The following is a 17,432-nucleotide window of genomic DNA, read 5'->3' as shown; positions in this document are numbered from 1 at the left end:
ACCCCTCACGCCCCCTCGAGCGAGGCTCCCGCGTCGTCGACGGCGCCGCTGACCAGCTCGGCGGGCACCTCCTCCCGCATCGTCGGCAGGGGCGCGTGCCGGGCGACGACGAGGCTGCCGTAGAGGTCGGGACGGCGGTCGAGCCACTGGTGCCCGGCCGTGCCCGGACGGCGGTCGCGCGAGGCGAGCACGTCGAGGTCGGCGACCGCGACGCCCTCGCCGACGACGGCGGCGCTGAGCACCCAGCCGTCAGCGCTGACGACCGCCGAGCCCTCGGACCAGGCGACGCCGCGCTCGGTGCCGGCGCGGTCGGCGACCACGACGGCGACGTGGTTGGCCCGCGCCGCACCCATGGCCGCGACCTGGCCCATCGGCCGCTCCCCCGGCGGCCGGTACCCGGCGGCCCAGTTGGTCGGCACGGCGAGGAGGTCGGCCCCGTCCAGCGCGGCGGTACGGGGCCACTCGGGGAAGCCGAGGTCGTAGCAGACGAGCGGGGCGAGGCGCCCGTGCGCCGTCGTCACGACGGGCGGCGGCGCGTCGCCGGGCGCGAAGAGGTGCCGCTCGGCGTCCCACAGGTGCACCTTGCGGTAGACGGCGCGCACCCCGGTGGCGTCGACGACCGCGGCGCTGTTGTGCAGCCGCCCGTCCTCGCCGAGCTCGCAGAAGCCGCCGACGACGACGGCGCCCGGCCGGGCGCGGCAGGCCTCCGCCCAGCCGCCGAGCACGGGCGAGGTCGCGGGGATCGCCACTGACCGCGCCTCGTGGACGTCGGCGAGCACGTAGCCGCTCGTCACGAGCTCGGGCAGCACGACGACGTCGACGCCGTCCGCGAGCGCCGCGGTGATCGCCGCCGCGCTCCGGGTGGCGTTGCCCGGCAGGTCCAGCAGCGTGGGCGCCAGCTGCAGGGCGGCGACGCGGGCGGTCCCGGGGGCGACGTCCCGGCGGGGCAGGGCCATGACCGGACGCTAGGGCCGACGGAGGGGCTCGCGGGCGCACGCACCGAAGTTGTGCGTCGGAGGTGACCGTGCACGGTCCCCTCCGACGCACGACGTGTCGTCAGCCGTCGTCCGCCACGCCGGACCGCTGCTCCTCCAACCACCCGGCGACGGCACGGACGTAGGCGTGCAGGTCCGAGAGGTCGAGCAGGCGCCCGACGACCATGTCGTCGTCCACGACGGCGTAGTCGTGCACCAGCACGTCGCGGAAGCCGACAGCTCTGCGGACGGCGTCCGCGACCGCAGGTGGCACCACCTGGTGACCTCCGAGGAGACGGACGGCATCACCGTTGTCGGACGGCGGTCCCCAGCCCTCGGCCGAGCAGACGTGCTGCGCTGCGTCCACGCATGCCTCGATCGCCGTCACGAAGGTGTACTTGACGCCGCGGAGCCACATCGGGTCAGCACGACGCGAGGCGTCGGCGCTGGCCTCGCTCTCGAGGTGGGCGACGTCGTCGGTCACCGACCTCAGCAGCCGCAGCAGACGTGTCTCATCGACCACGCTTCACCGCCTCCGCGAACTCGGCGTCGGCACGTCGGAGGCGCGGCAGCTCGTCGGAGTAGATCTTCCGGGTCATGGCCTCCCAGCGGACCCGCTCGGCGGCGTCGACCTCGAAGAGCAGCCGGCCCCGGGCTGCGACGCGTCCGCGCAGCACCAGGGGGCGGTGTTGAGCACCAGGAGGTCGACTCGCGACGGCAGGAGCACGTCGGACGAAGCAGGCGGGACTCTCCGCCACCACGCGGCGACGTCGACGTCGGAGCCTGCGCCCGCCGTGCCGTCGGCCTGGCTGCCGTGGAGGTAGGCGAAGCCGGCGCCGTGCTGGCGCAGGACCTCGACGGCCTCGGCGAGGACGGCTGCCGCACCGACGCCCGCCTCCCCCACGACGGCGAGTCCGGCAACCCCGGCACCAGCCACCGGGCGACGACGTGCCGGCGAACGACCCAGGCCTCGCCCCTCGCGGTCTCAGGCGCCCGCACGGTCGCCTGGCACGGGCCTGGGCGTCAGGACGCAGCCGTCAGGCCGCCGTCGAGATCGGCCAGCAGGTCCTCGACGTCCTCCAGCCCCACCGACAACCGCACGAGCCCGTCGGTGATCCCCACCCGCGCACGACCTTCCGGCCCGAGCCGGCGGTGCGTCGTCGTGGCGGGGTGAGTGACGAGCGACTTGGCGTCACCGAGGTTGTTGGAGATGTCGACCACCCGCAGCCCGTCGAGCAGGCGGAAGGCCGCGTCCTTGCCGCCGTCCAGCGTCATCGTCACGACCGTGCCGCCCCCGCTCATCTGGGAGCGGGCGAGGTCGGCCTGCGGGTGGCTGTCGAGGAAGGGGTAGACGACGCTGCTCACGCCCGGCTGGCCCTCCAGCCACCGGGCGATCCGCTCGGCGCTGGCGACCTGGCGCTCGACCCGCATCGACAGCGTCTCCAGGCCCTTCGTGAGCGTCCAGGCGTTGAACGGCGACAGCGACGGGCCGGTGTGGCGGATCAGGGTCTCGACGCCGCCGGTCAGCAGCTCGGTCGGCCCGAGGATCGCCCCGCCCAGGGTGCGGCCCTGGCCGTCGATGTGCTTGGTCGCCGAGTAGACGACGACGTCGGCGCCCAGCTCCAGCGGCCGCTGCAGCACCGGGGTGGCGAAGACATTGTCGACGACCACCGTCGCGCCGGCCGCGTGCGCCATCTCGCTGACGCGGCGGACGTCGACGACCTCCTGCGTCGGGTTCGACGGCGTCTCGAAGAAGACCGCCGTCGTCGGCACCGCCAGCGCCGCCTCCCACTGCTCGAGGTCGGTGCCGTCGACGAAGACCGTCTCCACGCCCCAGCGCGGCAGGATCTCGTCGAGGACGACGAAGCACGAGCCGAACAGGCTGCGCGCCGCCACCACCCGGTCGCCCTGGCCCAGCAGCGCCGCCAGCGCCGTGAAGACCGCCGACATCCCGGACGCCGTCGCCACGCACGCCGGCGCGCCCTCCAGCAGTCGCAGCCGCTCCTCGAAGACCGCCACCGTCGGGTTGCCGTAGCGGGAGTAGACGAACCGGTCGAGGTCGCCCGAGAAGGCCGCCTCCGCCTCGGCCGCCGAGCCGTAGACGTACCCCGACGTCAGGTACAGCGCCTCCGCCGTCTCGGCGAAGCCCGACCGGGCGAGACCGCCTCGGACGGCGAGGGTGTCGGGCCGCAGCGACAGCGGCTCCCCGCCGGTGTCGCTCATCCCTGCCGCCACGGCAGCCCGTCGGCGCGCCAGCCGGACGCGCCTCGGTGGCCCTCGGCGTCGGTCGGGCCCTCGAAGCCGTCCAGCACGTTGTAGGCCGGGCCGAGCCCGGCCGTCGTCGCCGCCTGCGCCGCGCCGACCGAGCGCACCCCCGAGCGGCACAGGAAGACGACGGGCGTCTCCTCCCCCACGCCCGCGTCGGCCAGCTCGGCGAGGAAGGTGGGGTTGCGCTCGCCCGTCGGGAAGTGCTGCCACTGCACGCCGAGGACGTCACGCCCGAGCGAGGAGACGTCGGGCACCCCCACGTAGGCCCACTCCGCGTCGGTGCGCACGTCGACGAGGACGGCGCGCTCGTCACCGGCCAGCAGCTCCCACGCCTCGCGCGGCGTGACGTCGCCCGCGTAGGAGCCGTCCGCCGGCGGCCGGCCCGACGAGCCCCGGTCGCCGGCGCTCACCGCTGGTCCTCCGGCAGCAGCACGGCCTGCGCGCAGTGCACCTCGCCGCCCCCGAGCGGGGTGATGACGGGCGGGCCGTGCAGCACGTACCCCTCGTCGAGGTGGTCGGAGACCTTCTGGCAGAAGTCGCTCGTGTCCGGGCCCGTCAGCAGCTTGTAGGACTTCCGCCGTGTCGGCGCCGGCTGCGCCCCTGCACCGCCCACAGCCGTCGACGCGGTCACGTCGGCCTCCCCCAGCTCCTCCTCGACGTCCGGCTCGACGTCGGTGGCCTCCTCGGCACCTGCCTCGCCGCCGCCGAAGAGGGTCTCGGCCGACGTCGCCACTCCCGACGCGACGCTCCTCGGCGCCCACGCCCGCCCCTGCGCCGCGGCGTCCATCGCCTCGTTGGCCAGGCGGTCGGCGTGGCTGTTCTGCGCCCGCGGGATCCACTCGTAGCGCACCTGGGCGCGCGGCCACACCTCGCGCGCCTCCTGCCAGAGCCGCTGCATGTCGGCGTGCTTGACCTTCCAGCGCCCCGACATCTGCTCGACCACGAGCTTGGAGTCCATCCGGACCAGGACGCTTGCCCCCGAGTCGATCTCGCGCGCGGCCCGGAGCCCCGCGAGCAGCCCGCCGTACTCGGCCACGTTGTTCGTCGCCCGCCCGATCGCCTCGGCGACCTCGGCCAGCACCGGGCCGCCCGGTCCCCCGTCGAGCACGACGGCGCCGTAGCCGGCCGGGCCGGGGTTGCCCCGCGACCCGCCGTCGGCCTCGACGACGAGACGCCGTGGCACCGAGGCGCTCACAGCCCCGACTCCGGGGTCCGGACGAGGATCCGCTCGCACTCCTCGCACCGCAGCACGGCGTCCTCGGCCGCCGCGCGAATCCGGTTCAGCGTCACCGTGTCCTGCTCCATCCGGCACCCCTCGCACCGTCGGGCGCGCAGCGGCGCCGCTCCCAGGCCACCGTGCTCGCCCCGCACCCGCTCGTAGAGCGCGAGGAGGTCGTCGACGACGCCACCGGCCGTGCTCTCGCGGTCGGCCCGCACCGACGCCACGTCCCGGTCGATCTCCGTCACCGCGCTGCCCAGCGCCGCCCTCGCCTGCTCGGCGTCGGCGTCGACCTCGGCGAGCAGCTGCTCCAGCCCCACGAGCGCCCCCTGCGCCGCCTCCTGGCGCTCCATGACCTCCAGCTCGACCTCCTCCAGCGCGCTCTGGCGCCGGGCGAGGGACTCCAGCTCGGAGGCGAGCGCCGTGGCGTCCTTGGCGCCCACGGCCCCAGAGTCGAGGCGGGACTGGTTGCGCGCGGCGCGCTGGCGCACCTGCTCGACGTCGCGCTCGGCCCGGACGACCTCGCGCTCGACGTCCGCCACGGCCGTGCGCGCGCGCACGACGTCGTCCTGCAGCTGGGCGACGCGCTGCTGCCGCTCTGCGAGCACGGCCCGCTCGGGCAGCGTCCGTCGCCGGTGGGCCAGCTGGGCGAGGCGGGTGTCGAGGGCCTGCACGTCGAGCAGCCGGAGCTGGTCGCGGGCAGGGGCGGTGGTGGTCAGGGGACCTGTCCTCCCGGGTCGGCGACGCCCTGGCGGGCGTCGCGGTGAGACTGCCGCCGCGGCGCCCGTCTCCCCGCGGGGCATGAGGGCGGGACGACGCGGGTGCCTCACGCTACCGCCGAGCGCCCGTGGCTCCTTCTCGTCCGGTCGCCGGCGTCGACCCCTCGACCCCGCGGGGGCGGCGAGGCGGCTCAGCGTGTCGGCAGCAGGCGCAGCACGAGCGTGACCTGCTCCCCGGCGAGGCCGGCCCGCCCGGGCCGCATCCGCGCCGCGGCGCGCGCGAGCACCAGCACGCGGTAGCCGACGGGGTGCTTGCGGCGCAGCAGCGACGTCGTCCGCGCCACCTCGGCCGGGTCCTCACGGACCTCCACGCCGACCGCCGTCGTCGGCGCCCCCTCGCGCAGCCGACCCCTGGCGTCGCACGGTGTGATGGTGCCGCGGGGATCGCGTCGCGCCCGCCTCGCCTTGGCCGTCGCGCTCCCGGTGAGCACCCGCAGCACGTCCCCGTCCCCCACGAGCCACACCGGCGTGGGGCGCGCCGAGCCGTCGGGGCGGTAGGTCACGAGGCTGACGTACGTCTCCCGGGCCAGACCGCCGAGGCCCCCAGGCTCGTCGCTCACGACTCGACGGTACGCCCGGACGACCCGGAGGTCGACAGGTCAGCGGACCGGGCCGCCCGGGCTCGCGACCCGCAGCGACCACGGGTCGCTGCGCCGCCGGCTGATGTTGACCTCGACGGTGCCGACGCCCTCGAGGTCGGCCCGCAGCCGGTCACCAGCCGCCTGCAGCCACGGCCACTCGCTGGCCCAGTGCGAGACGTCGAGCAGGTGGGGCGGGCCGCCGCGCGCCCGCTCCCGCAGCTCGGAGACCGGGTGGTGGCGCAGGTCCGCCGTCACGTAGGCGTCGGCGCCGCTGGCGCGCACCGCGTCCAGGAGGCTGTCGCCGCTGCCCCCGCAGACGGCGACACGCCGCACGAGGGCCGAGGGGTCACCGGCGACGCGGACGCCGTGGTGGGTGAAGGGCAGGGCTGCGGCGACGACGCCGGCGAGCTGGTCGACCGTCACCGTCGTGTCGAGGGTGCCGACGCGCCCCAGCCCGCGCGGGGAGGACCACGGGGCCAGCTCCAGCACGTCGATCGCCGGCTCCTCGTAGGGATGCACGGCACGCACGGCCGACAGCACCCGCTCGCGCAGGCGGCGCGGCGCCACCATCTCGACACGGGCCTCGGGGCCGGTGTGCCGCTCACCCACCGTGCCCACCGCCGGGCTCGCCCGCGGCCCGGGGGTGAAGGTCTGGGTGCCCGGCGCGGTGAAGGCGCACCGGGCGTACTCGCCGATCTCCCCGGCCCCCGCGGCCGCCATCGCGTCGACGACGCGCTCCGCGTCGGGCTCGGGCACGTAGACGACGTGCTTGTCGACCGGGTCGGACGGCGCCGCCGCGAGCGGGGCCAGGTGGTCCAGCCCGATCACCCGGGCGAGGGCGTCCGAGACGCCGGGGCGGGCGGCGTCGGCGTTGGTGTGGAGCACGTGCAGCGCGATGCCCGCGCGCACGAGCCGGTGCACCACAGCGCCCTTCGGGTCGTCGGCCCGCACGGAGCGGACGGGCCGCAGGAGCAGCGGGTGGTGCACGAGCAGCAGGTCGACCCCGAGCTCGACGGCCTCGTCGACGACGTCGGCGACGGGGTCGACGGCGAGCAGCACCGAGCGGACGGGGCGGGTGGGGTCACCGCACACGAGGCCGACGGCGTCCCACTCCTGCGCGGACGACTCCGGGTAGCGGCGCTCGAGCACCCCGAGCAGCTCGCCCAGCGGTATCCCGTTGCCCACCGCACCCATCACGCCCTCACCGTAGCCGTCAGCGACACAGAGTCATCTGATCATGGCGCGTGCGGTGCGTCGTGACCACCCTGCGAGAGCTGAGGACCTGCGCGGGTGGCCCCGCGCCGACCGGACGCCGCGGGCCGGACCGGGGTCACGGCCCGCGGCGACGCCGGGGAGGGCGGGGTCAGGCTCAGATCGTCTGCACCGAGCCGGAGTCCACGCGCAGCGTGGCCCCGTTGACGAAGCTGGCGCGCTCGGAGCACAGGAAGACGATGGCGGCGGCGACCTCCTCGGGCTCCCCGCGCCGACCGAGCTCCATGCCGGGGCGCTCCTCGGCGAGGAAGCTCTTGATCGCCTCGTCGGTGGAGGTGTCCAGCTGGTCGGCCCGCTTCTGCATCATCGCGTCGGTCATCGGCGTGGAGATGAAGGCGGGAGCGACGCTGTTGACGAGGATGCCCTCGGACGCGTAGGTCTTCGACAGCCCCTTCATGAGCGCCAGCACGCCCGCCTTCGCCGCGCAGTAGGGGATCTCGTCGGCGTAGGGCTGGAAGGCGTCCTCGCTGGTGAGCAGGACGATCCGGCCCCAGCCCTTCGGGCGCATGCCGTCGATGAAGGCCTTGACCGTGCGCACGGGCGACATGAGGTCGACCTCGACGGTCTTCGTCCAGCCCTCGTCGTCGATCTCGTGGAAAAAGCCCTGCGCGCCCGTGATGCCCGCGGCCGCGACGATGATGTCCGGCGCCCCGCCGAGACCGGCCTCGACCTCGGACTTGAGCGTCGCGACGTCGTCCAGGCTCGTGAGGTCGGCGGCGACGGTGACGACCTCGCCGGGCAGCCGGCTCGCGGACTCCTTGAGGGAGTCGGCGTCGATGTCGGAGACGGCGACGCGCACGCCCTCCTCCAGCAGCATCCGGGCGGTGTGCCAGCCGATGCCCGAGTCGGCGCCCGTCACGAGCGCCGTCTTGCCGGTGATGCCGAGGTCCATGGGTCTCCTCCGTGGTGCTCCTGCGCCGCAGGGCGGCGCTGTCCGTGGTCTGGGTGGTGACCGCCCTCGGACGGCCCCTCGTGGCCGCTGCGTCGCAGGGCCGTCGGCGCGCCCGGGCAGGAGCAGGGCCGGGCGGCACCTCGACGGGGACGCTAGGCGCGCAGGGACGAGCGCGCGCGGCGAGCCGGCCCGGCGGCACCTGACGCCGCCCGGCTCCGGTTTTCCCTCACCAGACGTCGGGTCCGCCGGGCAGACCGGGGGACCGCCACGCTCCTACCGTCCTCGGCATGAGCTCGCCGACCGCCGCCGACGCCTCCCCCACCACGCCGCTGCCCCGCGACACCCCCGGGACGCACGGGGGCCAGGGCCGGGTCCCGTCCTCCGACGTCCCGCCCGGCCCGCGTGACTCGCCCGGCCCGCGTGGCCCGCGTGGCTCGCGTGGCCCGCGTGGCTCGGGGCCCGGCCGTACCGCCGGGGGACGCCACCCGCGCCGCCGTGGTGTCGGCACGGTGCTGCTCACCGTGCTGCACCTCGCGGCCCTCGGCGTCGCGGGCACCCTCGCCGCCGGCGTCGTCTTCGCCCTCTTCATCGTCGGGATCAGCAGCCTCACCGCGCTCGGGCTCGGCGTGCTCGTCCTCGTCGGCCTCGTGTACGTGCTCTACGCCTGCGCCTGGGCGGAGTCGGCCCGCGTCGAGGGCCTCTACCGGCTCGGCCTGCCGCCGCTGCAGCGTCGTCGACGACAGGGCCCGGGCCTCGCCGCTGTGCTGCGGATGATCGGCAGCCAGAGCGTCGACGGCGCCATGTGGCGTGCCCTCGTCAGCCTCGCGCTCGCGACCGCCCTGGGTCTGCTGACGCTGCTGCTCGCGAGCCTCGCCGGCACCGGCCTCACGCTGCTGCCGGCGGCCCTGTCCGCGTCGGACGACACCGTCGGGCTGCTCGGGCTGGAGATCGGCGCAGACGTCGCCCCCCTCGCCGGGCTGCTCCTGGTGGTCGGCTCGCCGACCGCCGTCGTGGGCCTCGCGCTGCTGCACGGGCTCGTCACCCCGGCCCTCCTGGCGCCCTCGCGGGAGGCCCAGCTGGAGGCCCACGCGCGCGTCGCCGACACCCGTCGCGAGAGCGCCGTGCACGCCGCGGAGGTCGAGCGCACCCGCATCGAGCGGGACCTGCACGACGGCGTCCAGCCCCGCCTCGTCGCGGTCGGCATGTCGCTCGGCCTGGCCCGGCAGAAGATCGAGGGCGACCCCGCCGCCGCGCGGGCGCTCGTCGAGGAGGCGCACGCCTCGACGAAGGCCGCGATCACCGAGCTGCGCCAGCTCGCCCGCGGCATCCACGCCTCGGTGCTCGACGACCGCGGCCTCGACGCGGCGCTCTCGGCGCTCGCGGCCCGCTCGCACGTGCCCGTCGACCTCGACGTGCGCCTGCCCGAGCGCTGCGCGCGCCCCGCCGAGGCGGCCGTCTACTTCGCCGTCGCCGAGCAGCTCACCAACGCCGCCAAGCACTCCCGCGCCGGGGCGTGCCGGGTCGCCGTCCGCCAGCGTCCCGACGGCAGCCTGTGGGCGCGGGTCGAGGACGACGGCGTCGGCGGCGCCCGCGTCACGCCGGGCGGGGGGCTGGACGGCGTCACCGGACGCGTCACGGCGGCGGGCGGCACCGTGCGGCTCGACAGCCCCGCCGGCGGGCCGACGGCGCTGGAGGTGGTCGTGCCGTGCGCGTCCTGATCTGCGAGGACTCGGTCCTCCTGCGCGAGGGCCTCGCCCGGCTGCTCGCCGACGCCGGGCACGACGTCGTCGCGGCGCTGCCCGACGCCGAGCACCTCGCCCGGGTCGTCACCGAGCACGACCCGCAGCTGTGCGTCCTCGACGTCCGGCTACCGCCGACCTGGAGCGACGAGGGCGTGCGCGCCGCCCTCGCGCTGCGGGCCGCGCACCCGCGGCTGCCCGTGCTCGTGCTGTCCCAGTACGTCGAGGAGCGGTACGCCGCAGAGCTCTTCGCCGAGCCGGCCGGTGGCCTGGGGTACCTGCTCAAGGACCGCGTGGTCGACGTCGCCGACTTCCTCGACGCCGTGGGACGCATCGCCGCCGGCGCGACGGTGCTCGACCCCGAGGTCGTCGCCCAGCTGCTGAGCCGCCGGGCGCGCGACGAGCGGATGACCCGGCTCACCGACCGCGAGCGCACCGTCCTCGGGCTGCTGGCCGAGGGCCGCTCCAACCAGGCGGTCGCGGGGACGCTGTTCCTCTCCCCCGCGAGCGTCGAGAAGCACATCACCGCGATCTTCACCAAGCTCGGCCTGGAGCGCGACGAGGCGGGCAACCGCCGCGTGCTGGCCGTGCTGGCCCACCTCGAGCAGCGCGGCGCGACGCCGCAGCAGGGAGCCCCCCGATGAGCACCGCCCAGGCCCCGCCCCTGACGTCACCTGCGCCCCCGCGGCGCGCGCCCCGGGTCGTCTCCGTCGTCGCGGCCGCGCTCGGAGGGCTCGTGCTGGCGGCCACGACGGCCTCGGCGATCGGGATCACCGCCGACCAGGTCGGGCGCTACGACACCACGCTCACCGAGCCCGTCGCGGGGGTCACGAGCCTGGACCTGGACGCCGCGGGGGCCTCCGTCGTCGTCTCGCCCGTCACCGGCAGCAGCGACGCCCGGCTCGTCCTCGACGGCGTCCGCGGCGACTGGCGGATGGAGCGGGTGGGCAGCACGCTCGTCGTGACCGGTCCCTCCCGGGAGAGAGCGCGCGCGTCGGGCAGCGGCGCCGGGCACGCAGACCTCTCCCTGCCGGCGTCCCTGCTGCGGGGGGACCTGTCGGCGGACCTGGACGTGCTCGGGAGCTCGGTCACGGTCGAGGGCCGCTACGGCGACCTCGCGGTCTCCGTCACCGGCGGTGAGCTCTGGCTCGGCGGCGCGCCGGACGAGGGCCTGCGCGCCACCTCGGTGGCTGCCGTCGTGACCGGTGGCACCCTCACCGCCCGTCTCGAGGACGTGGCCGAGGTCGACCTGGGCGTCACCGGCGGGTCAGGCAGCGTCGTGGCGACCGGGACGCCGCCCGAGGAGGTCGTCGTCGACGTCACCGCGGGCTCGCTCGACCTCGTGCTGCCGACCGCCACGTACGACGTGACGACCGAGGCCGGGCCGTGGGAGGTCGTCGACGAGCTCACCTCCGTGCCGGGGGCGCCGCGCACGGTCGACGTCTCGGTCACCGCCGGGCAGGCGTTCCTCTCCCCGGGCAGCTGACCGACGCTCCCCTCACGACGGCCCTGACGGCGCCCCTCACGACGGCACACGGAGTCTGCGTGGGCCCGGCCGGAGTCGAACCGACGACATCCGCGGTGTAAACGCGGCGCTCTGCCAGCTGAGCTACGGGCCCTCGTGCCGCGACGTCAGGCCGGCCCCGGAGGGCGCAGCAGCCGGTGCGCCGCGTCGAGAGCATCATCCAACCTCCGGGCACCCCCCGGGGCCACCTCGTCGCGCCAGAGCACGACGGCCTGCTGGTCGAGCAGCAGGCTCACCCGGCGCGGTGCACCCGTCGCCTCCTCGAGCGCCCCGCAGGCGCGCGAGGCGGCGCCGTGCGGCCAGAAGTCCGAAAGCAGCGGGAAGGGCAGGCGCTCGGCGCGGGCCCACGCCGCGAGCGCCGGGACGGCGTCGCAGGTGACGGCGACGACGTCGAGGCCTGCGGCGGAGAGCTCCTGCGACCGGTCGCGAAGCGTCCCGACCTCGCCCGTGCACACCGGTGAGGACGCGAAGGGCAAGAAGACGACGAGCCGGCCGGCACGACCGGGCGGGGTCTCGCCGAGGTCGACGGTCGAGCCGTCGGCGGCGGTCAGCGGTGTCGACGGAAGGCGGTGCCCGACCCGCAGCCCCCGAGGGGGCCGCCCGTGCCGTCGCCGCCGCAGGGTGCGCAGCACGGCCCGGGCCCGTCGGCGCTCAGGCCTTGCGGCTGCGGGCCACGAGCCGGGTGCCGGACCAGTCCTCGGTCACCGCCAGCGTCGACGTCGCGTGCAGGCCTGCGGTGGGCGCGGCGTCGTCGACGTCGGCGGGCTCGACGTGCCCCGGCCGGCCGCTCTTGGGGCTCAGCAGCCACACCACCCCGCCGTCGGCCAGCGAGGTGAGGGAGTCGACGAGGGCGTCGACGAGGTCGCCGTCGCCCTCGCGCCACCACAGCAGCACGACGTCCACGGGCTCGACGGCGTCCTCGTCGAGCATCTCCGTGCCGATGGCCTCCTCGACGGCGTCGCGCAGGTCGTGGTCGACGTCAGAGTCGTAGCCCAGCTCCTGCACCACCTGGTCCGCCGAGACGGCCAGGCGCCGTGCGGCCCCGCCCCCCGCGGCGTCCGCGCTTCCAACCACCGTCGTGCCCCACCCCTCGTCGTCGTGCGTCGGTCGTCGTCGGCCCCTCGGCCTGCCGCCGGACGGGCTCCCCCGCCCCCGGTGGGGGCGACCGTAGTGCACGCCCTGGCCGTCGGCCCCCGCCGGAGCCGGGTCGGGGGCGGTCGCGGTGGCGTGCCGACCTACAGTCGGGGCGTGGCAGCAGGCGCGGCTCCCGCGGGCGGCGAGGACGGCGACGACGGCGGGGCCCCGGGGGCGGTCGGCAGCAGCGCCGTGGACGTCGTGCACGTCCGGGTGGGCGGCGGGGCGGCCGCGAGCGCCAGCACGGCGTCGCCCCGGCCCGACCGGGTCGCCGTCGAGGAGCCGCTGGAGGTCCGCGTCGCCGGCGCGCCCGTCGTCGTGACGATGCGCACGCCCGGCCACGACGAGGACCTGGCGCTGGGCTTCCTGCTCACCGAGGGGCTGCTGCCGGGGCCGGCGGCGGTCGCCCGGACGACGGCGTGCGTTGACGTCGGCGTGGACGGCGAGCCGCTGGTCGGGTCGCTGGAGCTGGCGCTGGCCGGCGGCGTCCCCGTCCCGGACCTGGAGGGGCGCCGCACCTTCGGCATGACCTCGGCATGCGGGGTGTGCGGGTCGGCGAGCGTGGACGCCGTCCGGGCCCGGACGGGGACGAACCTGTGGCGCGACGACGTCGTCGTCGACGCGGGCGTGCTGGTCGCCCTGCCGGACCGGCTGCGGGAGGCCCAGCGCGTCTTCGCCTCCACCGGCGGGCTGCACGCCGCCGGGCTGGCGAGCGCGGACGGGACGGTGCTCGTCGTCCGGGAGGACGTCGGGCGCCACAACGCCGTCGACAAGGTGCTCGGGTGGGCGGCGCGGGAGGTCGGGTGGCCGCTGCGGGGTCACGTGCTCGTCGTCAGCGGGCGCGCCTCCTTCGAGCTGGCGCAGAAGGCGTGGATGGCGGGCGTGCCCGTGCTGGCCGCCGTGTCGGCGCCGTCGTCGCTCGCCGTCCAGCTGGCCCGCGAGGCCGGCATGACGCTCGCGGGCTTCGTCCGCGCCCCGACCTTCACCCTGTACGCCGGCGCGCAGCGGGTAGGCGTCCCCCACGAGCCGGTCCCGGGCGACCACGGCGAGAAAGTGGCGCCCCTGATGTGACGGCGCGCCACCGGGCACGCGAGGATGGGTCCGCCGCGGTCGACCCCTCTCCGCGGTGTGCGGCCGAGCCGGCCGCGGCCGGACCGCCGGGGCAGCAGCCACGGCGGCGAGCGAGACGGAGACGCCCAGTGGCAGGACGCGACGACGCCGGTCCCCAGCGGAGCGGCATGCCCTCCCAGGTCCCGGACATCGACCCCGAGGAGACCCAGGAGTGGCTGGACTCCCTGGACGGTGCCGTCGACGAGCGGGGCCGCACCCGGGCGCGCTACCTCATGCTCTCGACGCTGCAGCGCGCGCGGGAGCGCGGCGTCGGCGTCCCGAACCCGGTGACGAGCGACTACGTCAACACCATCGGCCCCGAGCAGGAGCCGTGGTTCCCCGGTGACGAGGAGGTCGAGCGCCGCTACCGCGCGTGGCTGCGGTGGAACGCCGCCGTCCAGGTGCACCGCGCGCAGCGGCCCGACGTCGCCGTCGGCGGGCACATCTCCAGCTACGCCTCCTCGGCGACGCTCTACGAGGTCGGCTTCAACCACTTCTTCAAGGGCCACGAGAACGGCACCCCCGACCAGGTCTACATCCAGGGGCACGCCTCCCCCGGCGTCTACGCGCGTGCCTTCCTCGAGGGCCGGCTGTCCGAGACCGACATGGACGGCTTCCGCCAGGAGCTGACCGCGAAGGGTCGCGGCCTGCCGAGCTACCCCCACCCGCGTCTCATGCGCGACTTCTGGGAGTTCCCCACCGTGTCCATGGGCCTGGGGCCGATGAACGCGATCTACCAGGCGCAGTCGAACAAGTACCTCACCGCCCGCGGCATCAAGGACGTCTCCGCGAGCCACGTGTGGGCCTTCCTCGGCGACGGCGAGATGGACGAGCCCGAGAGCCGCGGCCTGCTGCAGGTGGCCGCCAACGAGAACCTCGACAACCTCACCTTCGTCGTCAACTGCAACCTCCAGCGCCTCGACGGCCCGGTGCGCGGCAACGGCAAGATCGTGCAGGAGCTCGAGAGCTTCTTCCGTGGCGCCGGCTGGAACGTCATCAAGGTGCTGTGGGGCCGGGAGTGGGACCCGCTGCTGGCCGCCGACGCCGGCGGCGCCCTCGTCAACGTCATGAACCAGACGCTCGACGGGGACTACCAGACCTTCAAGGCCGAGTCCGGCGGCTACATCCGCGAGCACTTCTTCGGGCAGGACCCCCGCACCCGCAAGCTCGTCGAGGACTACACCGACGACCAGCTGTGGGGCCTCAAGCGTGGCGGCCACGACTACCGCAAGGTCTTCGCGGCCTACAAGGCAGCCGTCGAGCACACCGGCCAGCCGACCGTCGTCCTGGCGAAGACGGTGAAGGGCTACGGCCTCGGCTCGCACTTCGAGGGCCGCAACGCCACGCACCAGATGAAGAAGCTCACGCTGGAGGACCTCAAGGCCTTCCGTGACAGCCTGCGGATCCCGATCACCGACGAGCGGCTCGAGGAGAACCTCTACAACCCGCCCTACTACCACCCGGGCGAGGACGCCGAGGAGATCCGCTACCTCAAGGAGCGGCGGCAGAAGCTCGGCGGCCCGCTGCCGGCGCGCCGCACGACGCCGCACACGAAGATCGAGATGCCGGGCGACGACGCCTACAAGGTGCTCAAGCGCGGCTCGGGCAAGCAGACGATCGCCACGACGATGGCCTTCGTCCGGCTGCTCAAGGACCTCATGCGCGACAAGGAGCTCGGCCGGCGGGTCGTGCCGATCATCCCCGACGAGGCACGCACCTTCGGGATGGACTCCTTCTTCCCGACGGCGAAGATCTACAACCCGAACGGGCAGAAGTACCAGTCGGTGGACCGCGAGCTGATGCTCGCCTACAAGGAGTCCGAGACCGGGCAGATACTGCACGTCGGCATCAACGAGGGCGGCTCCATGGGCGCCTTCACCGCCGCCGGCTCCGCCTACGCCACGCACGGCGAGGCGCTCATCCCGGTCTACGTCTTCTACTCGATGTTCGGCTTCCAGCGCACCGGCGACAGCATGTGGGCGGCCGCCGACCAGATGGCCCGCGGCTTCCTGCTGGGGGCGACCGCCGGTCGCACCACGCTGACGGGTGAGGGCCTGCAGCACGCGGACGGGCACTCCCCGCTGCTGGCCTCGACGAACCCGGCCGTCGTCTCCTACGACCCGGCCTACGGGTACGAGATCGGCCACGTCGTGCGCGCCGGGCTGGAGCGGATGTACGGCGAGGGGCCCAAGGGCACCGACGCGGCCGGGCACGACGTCGACCCGAACGTCATGTACTACATCACCGTCTACAACGAGCCGATGGTGCAGCCGGCCGAGCCGGACGACGTGGACGTCGAGGGGATCGTCCGGGGCATCCACCTCGTGAGCAGGGGTCACGAGGGCGACCGGCCCCGGGTCCAGCTGCTCGCCTCGGGCGTCGGCGTGCCGTGGGCGCTGGAGGCCCAAGAGCTGCTGGGCAACGAGTTCGGCGTCGACGCCGACGTGTGGTCGGTGACCTCGTGGGGCGAGCTGCGCCGCGACGGGCTGGCGTGCGACCAGTGGGTCTACGACAACCCGGGTGCCTCGGCCGACGAGGCGCCCGTGCCGTACCTGACGAAGAAGCTCCGGGGCTTCGAGGGGCCGGTCGTCGCGGTGAGCGACTACATGAAGTCGGTGCAGGAGCAGATCCGCCCCTGGGTGGACGGGGACTACACCGTCCTCGGCACCGACGGCTTCGGCCTCTCCGACACCCGGCCCGCCGTCCGTCGTCACTTCCACGTCGACGGGCCCTCGATGGCCTACCAGGCGCTGGTGCGCCTCGCCGCCCGCGGCGAGGTCGACGCCGACGTCCCGGCCAAGGCCTACTCGACCTGGCAGCTCGACGACCCCCGCGCCGGCACCTCCGGCTCCGCGGGCGGCGACGCCTGAGGCAGCCCCCGAGGCCGACGGCCGGTCACCCCTGGTGGGGTGGCCGGCCGTCGTCGTCCGTGGTCGTGCTCCGACGGCCCATGCCCCCGCCCCGCGGGTCGGCGACATCTCGCCCTCCCCGCACCGCCCGCCGGCGAGCCGACGACGACGTGCCTCCTACGTGCCCGCGGACGACGACGGGCCGCCACCCGTGGGGGTGATGGCGCGTCGCGCTCGTGACGGCGAGTCAGCGGCGGCTCTCGGCGCCGGCGATGACGCGCTCCAGCTCGGCCTGGACGGCGTCGGCGCGCTCGGAGTCCGGGTGGGCCGAGAGAGCCTCGAGGTGGCGCTTGGCCTCGCCGACCCGGCCCGCCTCGACGGCGGCGTGCACCATCTGCACCCCCGCGTCGATGCGGTGCTCGCGCGGGCGCCAGTGGCCGACGCCGAGGCCCAGGGCGTCGCCCGGCAGGCCGGCCTCGCGCAGGATGGACAGGGCGTGCGCCAGCGCGCGGCCCGAGCCGTCCCGCTCGGACGCCGTCGACAGGCGACGCATCGCGCCGTCGCGGTCGTCGTGGATGGACAGGCGGCCCAGCTCCAGCAGCGGGTACCAGGAGCGGCTGGAGCCGGCCATCTCCTCGGCGAGCGCCCAGACGGCGTCGGCCTCGGCGCGGCGGGGGTCACCCTCGGCGTGGTTCTCGGCGGCCCGGCGGCGCACGATGCCCGCCAGCTCGACGAAGGCGCTCTCGTCGTTGGGGTCGTCGTGCAGACGCTCGCGCAGCGCGTCCTCGCGGCGGTCGTCGGAGTGGGGGTGCCCGGACCGCCTGCTGACCGGGTCCACCTTCCGTGCCGACGGCGTCTGCTCCGCCGGGGCGCCGCGACCCACTCGGCGGCGAAGCTTCTCGAGCAGGCTCATGCGGTCCTTCCGTCGGTGCGTCGGACCGCGCGGTGGTGCTGTGCGCCGGACCCCCGGACGACTCGACCATATCCCCCGGCCCCGCCCCCGGCACGCCCCCGACGGCGCAGCGGGGCCTCGCGCCGGTCACGGTCCGGACACGCCCCACCGCTTCCGCTGGCACCGCCGTGCCCCCGC

General features: G+C 75.5%; 18 protein-coding genes and 1 tRNA gene. 5 read left to right on the top strand and 14 right to left on the bottom strand.

Annotated elements, in window-relative coordinates:
• Positions 1 to 5: 5 nt before the first annotated feature.
• The 10 genes from WDV86_RS13190 to WDV86_RS13145 all read right to left on the bottom strand — a co-directional run bounded on the left by WDV86_RS13190 (position 6) and on the right by WDV86_RS13145 (position 7,985).
• A complete protein-coding gene (locus WDV86_RS13190) occupies positions 6 to 956 on the bottom strand; it encodes a nitrilase-related carbon-nitrogen hydrolase (RefSeq protein ID WP_339568095.1) in 951 nt (316 codons plus the stop codon).
• Positions 957 to 1,056: 100 nt separating this feature from the next.
• Complete coding sequence (hepT, locus tag WDV86_RS13185; protein ID WP_339568094.1) at positions 1,057 to 1,497, bottom strand: type VII toxin-antitoxin system HepT family RNase toxin; 441 nt, start codon at positions 1,495 to 1,497, stop codon at positions 1,057 to 1,059.
• On the bottom strand, positions 1,487 to 1,651 hold the full coding sequence (locus WDV86_RS13180) for a hypothetical protein (RefSeq protein WP_339568093.1): 165 nt from the start codon (positions 1,649 to 1,651) through the stop codon (positions 1,487 to 1,489). The genes hepT and WDV86_RS13180 overlap by 11 nt, the downstream gene beginning before the upstream one ends.
• 346 nt (positions 1,652 to 1,997) lie before the next feature.
• Complete coding sequence (locus WDV86_RS13175; protein ID WP_339568092.1) at positions 1,998 to 3,197, bottom strand: O-succinylhomoserine sulfhydrylase; 1,200 nt, start codon at positions 3,195 to 3,197, stop codon at positions 1,998 to 2,000.
• Positions 3,194 to 3,652: a rhodanese-like domain-containing protein gene (locus WDV86_RS13170; protein WP_339568091.1), complete on the bottom strand. Its 459-nt coding sequence runs from the start codon at positions 3,650 to 3,652 to the stop codon at positions 3,194 to 3,196. Before WDV86_RS13170 ends, WDV86_RS13175 begins: the two co-directional genes overlap by 4 nt.
• On the bottom strand, positions 3,649 to 4,437 hold the full coding sequence (locus WDV86_RS13165) for a reverse transcriptase-like protein (protein ID WP_339568090.1): 789 nt from the start codon (positions 4,435 to 4,437) through the stop codon (positions 3,649 to 3,651). The genes WDV86_RS13170 and WDV86_RS13165 overlap by 4 nt, the downstream gene beginning before the upstream one ends.
• Positions 4,434 to 5,135 carry a zinc ribbon domain-containing protein gene (locus WDV86_RS13160; RefSeq protein WP_339568089.1) on the bottom strand — a complete coding sequence of 234 codons (702 nt, stop codon included), beginning with the start codon at positions 5,133 to 5,135 and terminating at the stop codon, positions 4,434 to 4,436. The genes WDV86_RS13165 and WDV86_RS13160 overlap by 4 nt, the downstream gene beginning before the upstream one ends.
• Positions 5,136 to 5,371: 236 nt before the next feature.
• Complete coding sequence (locus WDV86_RS13155; RefSeq protein ID WP_339568088.1) at positions 5,372 to 5,800, bottom strand: PPOX class F420-dependent oxidoreductase; 429 nt, start codon at positions 5,798 to 5,800, stop codon at positions 5,372 to 5,374.
• Positions 5,801 to 5,839: 39 nt separating this feature from the next.
• Complete coding sequence (locus WDV86_RS13150) at positions 5,840 to 7,015, bottom strand: Nif3-like dinuclear metal center hexameric protein (RefSeq protein ID WP_339568573.1); 1,176 nt, start codon at positions 7,013 to 7,015, stop codon at positions 5,840 to 5,842.
• Positions 7,016 to 7,190: 175 nt separating this feature from the next.
• On the bottom strand, positions 7,191 to 7,985 hold the full coding sequence (locus WDV86_RS13145; RefSeq protein ID WP_339568087.1) for an SDR family NAD(P)-dependent oxidoreductase: 795 nt from the start codon (positions 7,983 to 7,985) through the stop codon (positions 7,191 to 7,193).
• Positions 7,986 to 8,272: 287 nt separating this feature from the next.
• Here WDV86_RS13145 and WDV86_RS13140 point away from each other — a divergent pair, with 287 nt between their 5' ends.
• Genes WDV86_RS13140 through WDV86_RS13130 form a run of 3 tightly spaced genes read left to right on the top strand, consistent with a single transcriptional unit; the run spans position 8,273 to position 11,210 of the window.
• Positions 8,273 to 9,703, top strand: a complete 1,431-nt coding sequence (locus WDV86_RS13140) for a sensor histidine kinase (RefSeq protein ID WP_339568086.1) — start codon at positions 8,273 to 8,275, stop codon at positions 9,701 to 9,703.
• Complete coding sequence (locus tag WDV86_RS13135; protein WP_339568085.1) at positions 9,691 to 10,368, top strand: response regulator transcription factor; 678 nt, start codon at positions 9,691 to 9,693, stop codon at positions 10,366 to 10,368. The genes WDV86_RS13140 and WDV86_RS13135 overlap by 13 nt, the downstream gene beginning before the upstream one ends.
• Entirely contained in the window at positions 10,365 to 11,210 is an 846-nt protein-coding gene (locus WDV86_RS13130) for a hypothetical protein (RefSeq protein WP_339568084.1), read from the top strand. Before WDV86_RS13135 ends, WDV86_RS13130 begins: the two co-directional genes overlap by 4 nt.
• Positions 11,211 to 11,270: 60 nt before the next feature.
• Here WDV86_RS13130 and WDV86_RS13125 read toward each other — a convergent pair.
• The 3 genes from WDV86_RS13125 to WDV86_RS13115 all read right to left on the bottom strand — a co-directional run bounded on the left by WDV86_RS13125 (position 11,271) and on the right by WDV86_RS13115 (position 12,323).
• Positions 11,271 to 11,343 (bottom strand) — tRNA-Val (locus WDV86_RS13125).
• A gap of 13 nt (positions 11,344 to 11,356) precedes the next feature.
• Positions 11,357 to 11,881 carry a redoxin domain-containing protein gene (locus WDV86_RS13120; RefSeq protein WP_339568083.1) on the bottom strand — a complete coding sequence of 175 codons (525 nt, stop codon included), beginning with the start codon at positions 11,879 to 11,881 and terminating at the stop codon, positions 11,357 to 11,359.
• A gap of 19 nt (positions 11,882 to 11,900) precedes the next feature.
• On the bottom strand, positions 11,901 to 12,323 hold the full coding sequence (locus WDV86_RS13115; RefSeq protein ID WP_339568082.1) for a DUF3052 domain-containing protein: 423 nt from the start codon (positions 12,321 to 12,323) through the stop codon (positions 11,901 to 11,903).
• A 261-nt stretch (positions 12,324 to 12,584) separates the two neighbouring features.
• Here WDV86_RS13115 and fdhD point away from each other — a divergent pair, with 261 nt between their 5' ends.
• Both fdhD and aceE read left to right on the top strand, forming a co-directional pair.
• Positions 12,585 to 13,454 (top strand): formate dehydrogenase accessory sulfurtransferase FdhD, encoded by an 870-nt coding sequence (gene fdhD, locus WDV86_RS13110; RefSeq protein WP_445263082.1) that lies wholly within the window; start codon positions 12,585 to 12,587, stop codon positions 13,452 to 13,454.
• Positions 13,455 to 13,621: 167 nt separating this feature from the next.
• Positions 13,622 to 16,363: a pyruvate dehydrogenase (acetyl-transferring), homodimeric type gene (gene aceE, locus WDV86_RS13105; RefSeq protein ID WP_339568080.1), complete on the top strand. Its 2,742-nt coding sequence runs from the start codon at positions 13,622 to 13,624 to the stop codon at positions 16,361 to 16,363.
• Positions 16,364 to 16,589: 226 nt separating this feature from the next.
• Here the strand turns inward: aceE and WDV86_RS13100 are convergent, their stop codons facing one another.
• The gene (locus WDV86_RS13100) at positions 16,590 to 17,255 is read right to left on the bottom strand and encodes a hypothetical protein (RefSeq protein ID WP_339568079.1); all 666 of its coding nucleotides are present in this window, start codon (positions 17,253 to 17,255) and stop codon (positions 16,590 to 16,592) included.
• Positions 17,256 to 17,432 lie beyond the last annotated feature (177 nt).

The sequence above is a fragment of the Pseudokineococcus sp. 1T1Z-3 genome (genome assembly GCF_037482365.1).
Lineage (GTDB): Bacteria > Actinomycetota > Actinomycetes > Actinomycetales > Quadrisphaeraceae > Pseudokineococcus.
Note: the sequence above shows the minus strand (reverse complement) of the source record. Positions and strands in the feature narration are given on the sequence as shown.

Bases quoted from the DNA above. Each gene is read 5' to 3' on its own strand.
- WDV86_RS13150 (WP_339568573.1), bottom strand. From the start codon at position 7,015: ATGGGTGCGGTGGGCAACGGGATACCGCTGGGCGAGCTGCTCGGGGTG.
- WDV86_RS13190 (WP_339568095.1), bottom strand. From the start codon at position 956: ATGGCCCTGCCCCGCCGGGACGTCGCCCCCGGGACCGCCCGCGTCGCC.
- WDV86_RS13145 (WP_339568087.1), bottom strand. From the start codon at position 7,985: ATGGACCTCGGCATCACCGGCAAGACGGCGCTCGTGACGGGCGCCGAC.
- WDV86_RS13175 (WP_339568092.1), bottom strand. From the start codon at position 3,197: ATGAGCGACACCGGCGGGGAGCCGCTGTCGCTGCGGCCCGACACCCTC.
- WDV86_RS13100 (WP_339568079.1), bottom strand. From the start codon at position 17,255: ATGAGCCTGCTCGAGAAGCTTCGCCGCCGAGTGGGTCGCGGCGCCCCG.
- aceE (WP_339568080.1), top strand. From the start codon at position 13,622: ATGCCCTCCCAGGTCCCGGACATCGACCCCGAGGAGACCCAGGAGTGG.
- WDV86_RS13140 (WP_339568086.1), top strand. From the start codon at position 8,273: ATGAGCTCGCCGACCGCCGCCGACGCCTCCCCCACCACGCCGCTGCCC.
- WDV86_RS13130 (WP_339568084.1), top strand. From the start codon at position 10,365: ATGAGCACCGCCCAGGCCCCGCCCCTGACGTCACCTGCGCCCCCGCGG.